The organism is Coleofasciculus sp., from assembly GCF_046539235.1.
Taxonomy (GTDB): Bacteria; Cyanobacteriota; Cyanobacteriia; order Cyanobacteriales; family Coleofasciculaceae; genus Coleofasciculus.
In genome coordinates, this window is record NZ_JBKHHI010000210.1 from 1 (window position 1) to 11,349 (window position 11,349).

The 11,349-nt window shown below is 45.0% G+C and carries 9 protein-coding genes and 1 pseudogene; 7 read left to right on the forward strand and 3 right to left on the reverse strand.

Annotated features, from left to right (window positions below):
- Positions 1 to 10 precede the first annotated feature (10 nt).
- Positions 11 to 616: a hypothetical protein gene (locus ACLFWI_RS17990; protein ID WP_446414066.1), complete on the forward strand. Its 606-nt coding sequence runs from the start codon at positions 11 to 13 to the stop codon at positions 614 to 616.
- Positions 617 to 725: 109 nt separating this feature from the next.
- On the opposite strand, the gene mtnC is transcribed toward ACLFWI_RS17990, so the two are convergent.
- Positions 726 to 1,433 (reverse strand): acireductone synthase, encoded by a 708-nt coding sequence (gene mtnC / locus ACLFWI_RS17995; protein ID WP_446414059.1) that lies wholly within the window; start codon positions 1,431 to 1,433, stop codon positions 726 to 728.
- Positions 1,434 to 1,737: 304 nt separating this feature from the next.
- A pseudogene (locus tag ACLFWI_RS18000) lies at positions 1,738 to 1,905 on the reverse strand (alcohol dehydrogenase); the annotation flags it as partial.
- A gap of 40 nt (positions 1,906 to 1,945) precedes the next feature.
- On the opposite strand from ACLFWI_RS18000, the gene ACLFWI_RS18005 reads away from it, so the two are divergent.
- The 5 genes from ACLFWI_RS18005 (at position 1,946) to ACLFWI_RS18025 (ending at position 5,986) form a co-directional block, all read left to right on the forward strand.
- Positions 1,946 to 2,491 carry a hypothetical protein gene (locus tag ACLFWI_RS18005; RefSeq protein WP_446410234.1) on the forward strand — a complete coding sequence of 182 codons (546 nt, stop codon included), beginning with the start codon at positions 1,946 to 1,948 and terminating at the stop codon, positions 2,489 to 2,491.
- Positions 2,492 to 2,846: 355 nt separating this feature from the next.
- A complete protein-coding gene (gene gatB, locus ACLFWI_RS18010) occupies positions 2,847 to 4,331 on the forward strand; it encodes an Asp-tRNA(Asn)/Glu-tRNA(Gln) amidotransferase subunit GatB (RefSeq protein WP_446414060.1) in 1,485 nt (494 codons plus the stop codon).
- Between the two features lie 394 nt (positions 4,332 to 4,725).
- Entirely contained in the window at positions 4,726 to 5,016 is a 291-nt protein-coding gene (locus ACLFWI_RS18015; RefSeq protein WP_446414061.1) for a nucleotidyltransferase family protein, read from the forward strand.
- Positions 5,006 to 5,362 (forward strand): HepT-like ribonuclease domain-containing protein, encoded by a 357-nt coding sequence (locus tag ACLFWI_RS18020; protein ID WP_446414062.1) that lies wholly within the window; start codon positions 5,006 to 5,008, stop codon positions 5,360 to 5,362. The genes ACLFWI_RS18015 and ACLFWI_RS18020 overlap by 11 nt, the downstream gene beginning before the upstream one ends.
- A gap of 108 nt (positions 5,363 to 5,470) precedes the next feature.
- Positions 5,471 to 5,986 (forward strand): type IV pilin-like G/H family protein, encoded by a 516-nt coding sequence (locus ACLFWI_RS18025; RefSeq protein WP_446414063.1) that lies wholly within the window; start codon positions 5,471 to 5,473, stop codon positions 5,984 to 5,986.
- A gap of 154 nt (positions 5,987 to 6,140) precedes the next feature.
- Here ACLFWI_RS18025 and ACLFWI_RS18030 read toward each other — a convergent pair whose 3' ends face one another.
- Positions 6,141 to 8,492 carry an ATP-dependent helicase gene (locus tag ACLFWI_RS18030; protein WP_446414064.1) on the reverse strand — a complete coding sequence of 784 codons (2,352 nt, stop codon included), beginning with the start codon at positions 8,490 to 8,492 and terminating at the stop codon, positions 6,141 to 6,143.
- A 304-nt stretch (positions 8,493 to 8,796) separates the two neighbouring features.
- On the opposite strand from ACLFWI_RS18030, the gene ACLFWI_RS18035 reads away from it, so the two are divergent.
- On the forward strand, positions 8,797 to 11,223 hold the full coding sequence (locus ACLFWI_RS18035; RefSeq protein WP_446414065.1) for an ankyrin repeat domain-containing protein: 2,427 nt from the start codon (positions 8,797 to 8,799) through the stop codon (positions 11,221 to 11,223).
- The last annotated feature ends 126 nt before the right edge of the window (positions 11,224 to 11,349 follow it).

Consider the following 11,349-nt stretch of genomic DNA (forward strand, 5'->3'; position numbering starts at 1 on the left):
TAAGACAACAATGCCATACAGTCAATTCACCACCCTTGCTAAAGCCAAAGAAGCCTTCAATCTCACCACAGCAGAAGGGATTAGATTTTTGCCGGAAATTGACCCAATTCAACCCAGTTCTACCTTAGCCGCCGTTCTGGACGAAAATCTCCCTCTCGCTGTGGCGACAGGCAGTGAAAAAGCCAGATCTGAATTAATTATTAGCCCGGTTTTAGTGGAAGTACGGCGCATTTTAAACCGTCAAATTAGTTTATTTTCTGGCGAAGACTTTAACGTCGATGAATCACTGGGACTTAATGGACGTTGTGACTTCCTGATCAGTCGTTCCCCCGAACTTTTAGACATTGAAGCACCAGCGGTTGTGATTGTGGAGGCGAAACAAGCTAACCTTAAATCGGGAATTGGTCAATGTGTGGCGGAAATGGTGGCTGCCCAGAAATTTAATATCGCTAAGGAAAAACCGCTTCCCTGTATCTATGGTATCGTTAGTAATGGCAATCAATGGCAATTTCTTAAACTGGAAGATACCACAGTTACGATTGATTTGATTGTTTATCCTATCCCACCCGTTGAGCAAATTTTAGCATTTTTGGTGTGGATGATACAGCAGGAATAAAGGCAGAAGGAAGAAGATAGCAGCTAGAGGGTAGGGTGAAAAGTGTTTAATGTAGTAAGCTTTAGCTTACTTAAGCTTTCAGCCGGAAATTTATTTCCTGGCATATAACTTAAGAGATAAAAGATATCTCTTGAAAGGATTCTACTTCTGGCACGTCAGACCAAGATGCGGTTCCCTCGCGCTTAACATGAACCACTCGTAACCCTTTCTGTCGCGCCGCTACTAATTCAGCGGGAACGTCGGAAAAGAAGACAATTTTATTGGGGGCTAATCCTAAAACATCGATAATCTGTTCATAACTAATCGCTTCTTTTTTACTCCCCGTTGTTAAATCGAAATAGTTAGAAAAGAGTGGGGTTAAATCTCCTTCGACTGTGTGGCTGAAGAACATTTTTTGAGTGTCAATTGACCCAGAGGAATAAATGCCTAATTTTAACCCCGATCGCGCCCATTCTTCTAACTTAGGCTTGACATCTGGGTAAAGATGTGATTTAAATGCGCCTGTCTCGAACCCCTCTTGCCAAATGAGTCCTTGAATAGATTTCAGGGCAGGGTGTTTGCGATCGCGATCAATCCAGTCCAGTAAGGTTGCGATCGCGCCTTCTAAATCAATATCTTGTCCTTGTTCGGCTTTAACCGTTTGCTGCGTCAGATTAATCGCCTCAACCACCTCATCTAAATTCTGATGGCTTAAAACAAACTGTTCCAACCGTTCTCTAGAGTAAGGAAACATCACCTTATGGACAAATTGAATATCCGAGGTTGTGCCTTCAATATCCAACAAAATATACTTGACATCGGTTAGGGTAACACTCATCCAATCCTTAACTCCAATAAACGACACTCGAACAGAAATTCCCCGGCTTCAACATGACGTTTCGCCGCCTGAATCCTGTTTCCCCAAGTATATAGCCCATGACCCGCGATCGCGAAGCCAAATAACTCATCCCTCCCGGCTTAATTTCATAGCCAGTAAAGGTCATTTGACTGGGATGGGCAAAATCAGTCCCAGATCCAGCAATTCGATCGCCTTCGCCCTCGTCTGTTTATCTTCTAACCATCCAATTTGCACTCGAGTTGACCCTCCGTATTTTTATCCTGAAAACCCTTACGAATGACAAATGACCTAAAATACCCTTATAAGGATAATAGCCTCCAATTAATTCCAAATCCGTGTGGCAAATACCCGCCCGCACAACTCGCACCAAGGCTTCCCCCGGTGGTGGCTGGGGAATGGGGATATCGTGGCGGAGTTGCAGTTGATTGTTTTCCAGCCAAAGTGCTTGCATTAGGAGTAATTTTGAATCAAGATAACTTGACTAGCATTTTATGACGAGATGGAATCAGGTGAATATTCCAGAAGATGTGACCTTTGAAGACGCGATCGCACTCACTCAATCCCTGATGACGCAACTGTCATCCGGTGAACTCTCCCAAGTAGATGCGGCGAGTGCGATCGCCCAGTTGGTGAAAACCACAAATGGTGCTAGAGGGTTCTTTGTCACATACCTCACCGCTGACGACAGTTTAGCGGATAATCCTTCGCCAGAGGTAATTCAAGCCCTGCAATCCTCACCGGATACCGTCGCTGAACTGTTGGTGAAAAACTTAGCCATGTCCGCTGCCATGGCGATTACCCACCGTCGGAATCAGAATGAAGCCATGGCGCAAGGATCGGATCGAGTGCGAAGACGAACGATCCATTTAATTGAACAAATTAATCTCCCTCAAGTGCAGGAAAAAGTGGTGGCGTTACGGGAAAGTGCCATAACCGGAGAGGGAAGTTATAAGGCGTTTCTGGAACGTTGGCAATATGATGCCCAACAACGGGAGATTATTCGTCAAACTCTCGATCAGGTGATTGTGGAAGGTTGATCATTAGTGACAAGTTAGATCCGGATTGATCACGATTAAATCCGCATCACCCCATTAAAAAAGAATTCGCCGCAGTGAGCCCGATAAACCTCGACCCAATCATCGCTGCAATCAGCGCGATCGCACTCAAAACTTTAGGCGCAGTAGAATCAACACAAAATTAAAAATCTGGAAACCCGCGCAGGCGGGTTTTGTTTGTGTAGCTGCGGTTTCAACCGCCCAGTCGGTTGGGTTGAGGCTTAAACTCAATTTTATTAAAAATGGACTACTGGCACGCTTCGTGCCTACTACGAACAACCAACCCCCACGCTAAAATAGACCAAAACTCTGACAACGAGACAGCCACGAAACACCTATGACCACCGCAGCACCCGCAAAAACCAAGTACGAAGCCATAATCGGTCTAGAAACCCACTGCCAACTCAACACCGCCACCAAAATATTCTCCTACTCCTCCACAGAATTCGGCACTCCCCCCAACACCAACATTGACCCGATATGCATGGGACTCCCCGGAGTGCTACCCGTCCTCAATCAAAAAGTCCTGGAATCCGCCGTCAAAGCCGGATTAGCCCTCAACTGCCAAATCGCCCCCTATAGTAAATTTGATCGCAAACAATACTTTTATCCCGACCTACCCAAAAACTATCAAATATCTCAATATGACCTCCCCATCGCTGAACATGGCTGGTTAGAAATCGAACTCATCGATGACGACGGAAACCCGATCGACAAAAAAATCGGCATCACCCGCCTGCACATGGAAGAAGACGCCGGAAAACTTGTCCATGCGGGAAGTGACCGACTCTCTGGTTCCACCTACTCTCTCGTCGATTTCAACCGCGCAGGTGTCCCCCTCCTAGAAATTGTCTCAGAACCCGACTTGCGTTCTGGCAAAGAAGCCGCCGAATATGCCCAAGAATTACGCCGGATTATGCGTTACCTGGGTATCAGTGATGGCAATATGCAGGAAGGTTCCCTACGCTGTGATGTGAATATCTCCGTGCGTCCCGCTGGTCAAAAAGAATTTGGCGTGAAAGTTGAGATCAAAAACATGAACTCCTTTAGCGCCATTCAAAAAGCCATTGACTACGAAATCGAACGGCAAATCGAAGCCATTGAAACCGGGGAACCGATAGTTCAAGAAACCCGCCTCTGGGAAGAAGGAAGTCAACGCACGATTAGTATGCGCGTCAAAGAAGGGTCTAGCGATTACCGCTACTTCCCCGAACCCGACTTACCCCCGATTGAAGTTTCTAAAGAACAATTAGAACAATGGCGCAGTGAACTCCCCGAACTTCCCGCCGAGAAACGGCATCATTATGAAGAGAAATTCGGGCTTTCGGCGTATGATGCCCGCGTCTTAACCGAAGATAAACTGGTGGCGGACTATTTTGAAGCCGCTGTAACTGCAAATGCCAATCCTAAACAAGTGGCAAACTGGGTGATGGGAGATATTGCTGCTTATCTGAATACGGAGAAACTGGCGATTACCGAAATTGCCCTCAAACCGTTAGTGTTGGCAGAACTAATTCAGTTGATTGAAGAGGATACGATTAGCGGCAAAATCGCTAAAGAAATTCTCCCCGAACTCCTAGCGAAAGGTGGTTCAGCCAAGGAACTAGCTGAAAGTCGGGGATTAATTCAAATCTCGGATGTCAACCAACTAGAAGCCATCATTGATCAAGTGATTGCCGCGAATCCCAAGAAATTGGAACAGTATCGGAATGGTAAAACCAAGCTGCAAGGGTTTTTTGTCGGACAGGTAATGAAGGAAACCAATGGACGGGCAAATCCCAAATTAACCAACCAACTTTTAGGTAAAAAGTTGAAGGGGTAAATTTTGGGTCAGGGCGGGTTTTGTTGCTAGGTTATTGGTGAGTATCTACATTGATAGGCTAAACCCGCCCCTACAGCAATTTATGTTACACACTGCCTAGAATCTATCGTCGAGGCAATTCATGAATCGTCTCTACTGGTATTATTACTTTAAATACCTTTAGTTGAACTCACATCTTACACCAATCATTGTAGGGTGCGTTATGCTTCGCTAACGCACCATTGTCAAGGTTGTCGGTTAGGTTGACGCCTCCTGCATAGGCTAAAGCCATGACTACAAACCAATTTTGCTATATCAGTTGAAAAAACGAGGTGTGATTCAGGTTAAAGGTAAAGGCGAAATGGCAACCTATATTCTTATTGGTCGTATGGGCTGAATGAGTGGGGGGATACCTGTGAAACGAGAGGATGTGTTAGCGATTGTTAAAGCTCATCAATTGAAACTTCAAGAACTTGGTGTCAAGTCGTTGGAGTTGTTTGGTTCTGTGGCGCGGGATGAAGCGAGAACCGACAGTGATGTGGATTTTTTGGTCGAATTTTCTCAACCGATAGGATTTTTTGAATTCTTTCGGATACAGCACTATTTAGAAGATATCCTAGGATGTGATATTGATTTAGGGACTCAAGATGCGTTGCGAGAGCATTTACGTGAACCTGTTTTGGAGGATGTGATTCGTGTCTTCTAGACGTTGGCAACTGCGAGTTGAAGATATTTTGCAGGCAATTTCTGCGATTCAACAGCGTACCAATGGGCTGACGTTTGCTGCGTTTCAAAGGAATGATATGCTGGTGGAGTCAGTTCTCTACAAGTTTATTGTCATTGGTGAAGCATCCGCTAATATTCCTGAGGGAATTCAAAGTCGTCATCCTGAGGTTCCCTGGCGGTTAATGAGCGATATGCGAAATATTATCGCTCATGAGTATTTTCGAGTTAATCTTACTATTGTTTGGGGAACTCTTCAGAATAACTTGCCGCTGTTGATAGAACCCCTGCAACGGTTATTGGCAAGTGAAGCTGACAATGAGTTGTAGTCGCTAGTCAGTAGGATAATTTAACTTTCTATAGGGTGAGTTATGTAATTGCCTGCTTGAAAAACTATTACTTTGGTGTCGTTTAATGACATTGGTTTACCCGATAAAATGTCTAAACTAAAACAAGTCCTAAAATTTAGCCTAATAAGTTTGAACAGCCTGATTTTAGCTAGCGCTATTTTTGTGATTTTTGGGCATAAACACTTAATTTATCAGGCAATGACTGCACCTTATGAACAACAAAAAGCCATTGATTATTTATATTTAATAATCCGCGCACAACGGGCTTATGTTCTAGAAAAGCAGGAATTCTCTGATTCTTTTGAAGACTTAACTATAGAATTTTCTACAGATTTAAAAAATTATACCTATCATATCTATACAGGGATTCAGACTAGCTGGAATGATTATCTGTTTTTGAATTTAGATAAAGGTCAAATAGAACAATTGTTGAAAATTCCAACAGAGGCAACGTTTACATCACCCAAACAACTGCCCAGAGTCTCCTCTGATATACTGATGATTACCGCTCAACCTAAACAAGTTGGACTCAGAACTTACATCGGATTTATATTTAGTTGCTCTGACCTGTCAACAGGTGGAAGTGACTGTGAACACGAATAATAGGATTTTTACACTGCATATAGCGTAAGCTTTCTGACTTTTTACCCTAGATGTAGTACCTGTAAGCGTTTTGTCCAAAGTCCAGCGGGTTAACTACCCCTGAAGAGAGCAAATCGCCAAAATCCTGTAGAGACGTTGCATGCAACGTCTCTACTTAATTTGCCATCGTTGCTAGCGAAACTACTGAATCCGGGAAGCGACGACTTAATACGGGTAACACGGGACAAGGTTTTTTCATCTGTAAGTTATCTGAAGCTTGTCCACTGAAGGTATTCCAGCGAAAGGGTCCTTTTTGTGCCGCTGACATCCATAACAGTCGCTTAGCGCGGGTCATGGCGACGTATAATAGACGATATTCTTCGGCAGTTTTAAGCTGTCCCGCTTTCTCCCAGGCTTCTAAGGCGGTGGGTAGGGGGTGTTCGTGCAAACTGGCGCGAATTTGCGCCCGGGCTACTTCAGCTAGGGTAAAATCGCCTAAGAATTGGGCGGCGGTGGGTACCCAAGGATTACCGGGAATCGTATCTTCGTGGAGAAAGGGGAGAAATACATAGTCCCAATCTAATCCCTTGGCTTTGTGCATGGTGATGATGGTGAGTTGACGACGACGTAGATAGCGGGAGTCGGTGTCTTGGGTTTCCACGGGTTCAAACCGTTCGGAGGAGACAATTTCACTTAAAGCGGCTAAAGTAGCAGGCATGGCGCTGCTGCTGTAGGTTTGTTTGACCACTCGTTCGGCTAATTTATCGGCTGTGGCGAGTTCCGATTGGTCGTACTGTAAGGTGAGGGCTAAAAAGGAAATAAGCTGGTAATGGGGTAATTCTAGACGTGCCCGTAATAGACTGCGACAGTATCTGGCGGCTTGACTGACTGCGGGCGTGGGATGGGGGTCAAGGGGTCCGGGATAGAGGAATTGTTCGGGATAGGTAGCGAGGGCGTTTAAGTCTTGGGTGGGAATTAGTTGGCGTTTAACTAGAACGTCTAATGCGGCTTTTAGGTAATCGGGAGAATGGGGACGGTCGATAAATTGCAATAATGCCAGTATTTCAATGGGAATGTGTGAGTGGCGATCGCTCCCCTGTACATCATACACGTCAATATCATGCTGGCGTTTGAGATAGTCGAGTTTCTGGGCGATAAAGTTTCCTTGGCGATTTTCTCGGACTAAGACGGCGGCGTTATGTTCGGGGTTGCGGGTGAATAGGTCTATTACCCGTTGTCCCAAAAGTTCTACCGTTTGATAAATATCACTGGGGGTATAAATTTCTAACCCTCTCCCCTCTGGCTGGGGATTGGCGTCAGTTTGCGGGTCATCGGGGGGTACGGGATGGATGGTTTGGGGACGAAAGGGACGAGTGGATTCATCCTGGTTTTGCGTATAGGTTTGATTCACCCAATTTAAGATAAAGTTAGCCGCATCAATAATAATTGGCGTACTACGACCCGCTTGATCCATCGTAGCAAGGCGCTGCTGTTCCTGGCATTCGGTACAAAAGCGATTAAAATAAATTGGGTCTGCGGGGGTAAAGGTGGAGTTAATCGCTTGATTGGGGTCACCAACTCGGATTAAATTGAGGGGAATGTAAGGATTAGTCGGATCAGTGGCTAGGGTTTGTAGTAAGCGATATTGGAGGGGACTCGAATCCTGTGCTTCGTCTTCAAAGACGGCAAAAAATTGCTGTTGCCAGAGTTGACGCACCGTGTTATCCTCTAGCACTCGCAAGGCTGCCAGAATCATATCATCATAATCAATAAAGTCTCGCGATCGCGTCACTCGTTGATATTGCTCGTATAATCCGGCTGCGATCGCTAATATGCTATAAGGGTCATTGGTTTGTTGACTGATTACCCATAAGTCTTCTGGCAATAGTCCCGAACTTTTGGCTTCGTGAATCACCGTATAGGCTAAAGACGGTAACACTTCGGTTCGCAATACCGATTGTCGCCGCAATCGTTCCGTCTCTTCCCCATCAAAACTGACTCCTTCCAATAATAGGGAATAACGACGCGGATTCGAGGCAATCCACTGTTCCACACAAGCCCGAATTAAGCGGTGAGTTTGATTGGGGGTGACAACGGTTAGCGTATCTAAATTAATCCCCGATAAATCAGGATGGCGGTTGGCAATATTCAGGGCTAACCCATGAAGAGTATACACCACAAAACTATTTTGGGGTAAGCGGAGGGGCTTCAGATAATCCCTAATTTTCGCCTTAATTGAAGCCGCCGCCGATCGCGTAAACGTGACCACGACTAATTGTCGTTTACCATGAAGTTGATAACGTGCGATCGCAATAGCTGCTGCGACTGCCATTCCTGTAGACTTTCCTGCACCCGGTACCGCCGACACCGCCAGAGTTCCCCCCTGCCAATCTGCCATCGGTTGTTGTCCCTGTCGCAAGCTATTCCGCAGGCGTTGCAATTCCTGTTCCCGTAAAGCAGTTAGGGACAGTTGTAAGGTGTCTTGAGTTACGTTGGAGATCGTCCTTTGTCCTTCGTCATTCGTCATTTGTAAGGGTTTGGGCGACAGGAGCATTGATGTTTAATTGTTCGGGTGACTGGCTAATCAGAAAGTCACATTAGTCGCTCTACGACATGGCTAATAACGTTCGGTTTAACGATAAGAATAGTAATCCACTTCACTTAGAATCTTCTGAAGGTGACAGAATTTGCAGCAAAATTGGGCATACTCTGAATAGAGCGAGTCATTCGGCAACAGTATCCTCCAGTGTCCCCGAACAGAATTGATTCGGCAATGTTGCTATACAAACTTAGGCGACGATTCAATCGATCAGGTTACAAGTTACGCAGTTATGGAACAACTACAAGCGCCAGAGGAGACGATCGCTAAACGTTATCGTATTTTAGCACCCTTGGCACAGGGAGAGAGCGGTATCACCTATCTTGGCGAAGATTTAGACACAGGGGAACGAGTTGTCCTGAAAGCGTTGTCACTGCGCCAGATTCATGACTGGAAGGCAATTGAACGGTTTGAACGAGAAGCGCAGGTGTTAGCTCAACTGAATCATCCGGGTATTCCCCATTATCTGGATTATTTCCATCTCGACACACCGCGCGATCGCAGCTTTTATATTATCCAACAATTTGCCCCCGGATGCTCACTGGCAGAATTAGTACAAAACGGATGGCGGGGGAATGAAAGGGAGATTCGCCAGATTGCTATTCAAGTCTTAGACATCCTGGTTTATTTACAGCAGCAAACACCGCCTATCATTCATCGAGATATTAAACCCAATCATATCATCCGAAGTAATGATGGGCGGATAGTTTTAATAGATTTTGGTGCGGTGCAAACTACCTATTACAGTACCTTAGCCAGAAGTCATACTGTGGTAGGAACGTTTGGCTATATGGCACCTGAACAATTTCTGGGACAAGCGGTTCCAGCCACGGATTTGTATGGGTTAGGCGCAACCTTGTTATTTTTACTCACCCATCGTTCTCCCGCCGATTTACCCATCAATCATCTGACGACAGATTCCCGGTGTTTTCGGATACAGATATCGGCAGCTTTTGCTGATTGGTTGGAGACAATCCTGGAACCGGATTTAAAGTACCGCTTCGCTTGTGCTGAAACCGCCCTGGCTGAGTTACAAAATCAGCGAGTTTCCGTTAAACTTAAACCCGTTCCCTCTAAGTCACCGTTCTGGAAACCCCTTGTATTTGGGGGAATTTTAGCCAGTATTATTTTAGGAATTAATACGTTTAAATATCCCATCCTCAGCACAATCAGACTAACACCACCCCAGGTTTATGAAGCTGCCGAACAGGGAGATATTACCACAATTCAACAGTATCTCAAAAACGGGTTAGGTGTCAATGCCAGAAATGGAGACTATACAACCCCCTTACACTGGGTAGGCTCAGCGGAAATGGCACAGTTATTAATTACCGCAGGTGCGGATGTAAATGCCACAGATCAGTATGGTTGGACTCCTCTCCATTATGCGCGATCGCGAGACATTGCGGCGTTACTTATTGCCCATGGTGCTGATATTCATGCCAAAAGTCAACCCAACTGGGAGCAATTACATGGATATTACTGGAACTCGGGAAAACTTATTCCCGGACTTACTCCTTTACACGTTGCCCGTTCTGCGGAAATTGCCCAATTGCTGATTGATCAAGGGGCAGATGTTAATGCTAAAGACGCTAAAACGAATCGCACCCCATTACACCTAGCACATTCTCCTGAAATCGCTGCTGTTTTAATTAAAAATGGTGCAAAAATTGAGGCAGATGAGATTAATACAGACTACCATCCCTATGGGACTCTTCTACATCAGGCAAGCAAAATAGGTTCTCAGCAGATGATAGAGTTCCTGCTGCAAAGTGGAGCCAATATTGTGGCGAAAGATTATCAGGATAATACACCGTTGCATTTTGCCCCTTCTCCTGAAATCGCAGCACTTCTCATTGCCGATATTAATGCCAGAAATCGTAATGGGGAGACGCCACTCCATAAAGCAGTAGAGAATGACAAAACCGAGTTAGTAGAATTCCTGCTGGCTAAAGGTGGGAATAGTAATGCCCAGGATAACCAAGGAGAAACGCCATTACATAAAGCGGACAATACTACAATTATCGAGCTATTACTCGATCAAAATGCGAATAGTAATGCTCAAGATAATTGGGGGAATACACCCCTTCACAACGCGGCTTCTCTGCTTAAGCTAGATCGGGTGGCGTTACTCATTGCTAAAGGCGCAAATGTTAATGCCAGAAATAATCAAGGAAACACCCCGCTACATATCGCGATCACAAATCAAACTCGTGACGATTTTAAAGGAAATAATGATCTGGATGTGATCAAACTATTAATTGCTAACGGTGCTTATGTGAATATGCCAAATAATCAATTCTATAGTCCCCTTCATATAGCCGCTTGGAATAACTTAGACGCTGTTAAACTTCTGATTGAAAAAGGAGCAGAAATTAATCTTCCTAATAGAGAGGGCAAAACACCATTGCATTGTACAGGATTACAGGATATTGCCTTATTTTTAGTTAATTCAGGTGCTGATATCAATGCTATAGATCTTAATGGCGATACTCCGCTGCATAAAGCCGTCAGAAATAACTGGTCGAAATTAGTCGTGCAGTTACTCGCTAGAGGCGCAGAGGTTAATGTGATGAATTTTGACAGTGAAACTCCCCTACAACTTGCTCAAGAAGATTATATTAAAAAATTACTTGAAGATTACGATGCACTCCCCTAACCTTTCATTTCATAGTCATAAATATGCCATCGAAAGTCGTCAAGGGACAATTGTCGGGGCGGGTTTAGCTACTGTAGGGGCGGGTTTAGGGACAATTGTCGGGGCGGGTTTAGGGACAATTGTCGG

Coding starts and splice junctions, on each gene's coding strand:
- ACLFWI_RS17990 (WP_446414066.1), top strand. CDS start 11: ATGCCATACAGTCAATTCACCACCCTTGCTAAAGCCAAAGAAGCCTTC.
- mtnC (WP_446414059.1), bottom strand. CDS start 1,433: ATGAGTGTTACCCTAACCGATGTCAAGTATATTTTGTTGGATATTGAA.
- ACLFWI_RS18005 (WP_446410234.1), top strand. CDS start 1,946: ATGACGAGATGGAATCAGGTGAATATTCCAGAAGATGTGACCTTTGAA.
- gatB (WP_446414060.1), top strand. CDS start 2,847: ATGACCACCGCAGCACCCGCAAAAACCAAGTACGAAGCCATAATCGGT.
- ACLFWI_RS18025 (WP_446414063.1), top strand. CDS start 5,471: ATGTCTAAACTAAAACAAGTCCTAAAATTTAGCCTAATAAGTTTGAAC.
- ACLFWI_RS18030 (WP_446414064.1), bottom strand. CDS start 8,492: ATGACGAATGACGAAGGACAAAGGACGATCTCCAACGTAACTCAAGAC.
- ACLFWI_RS18035 (WP_446414065.1), top strand. CDS start 8,797: ATGGAACAACTACAAGCGCCAGAGGAGACGATCGCTAAACGTTATCGT.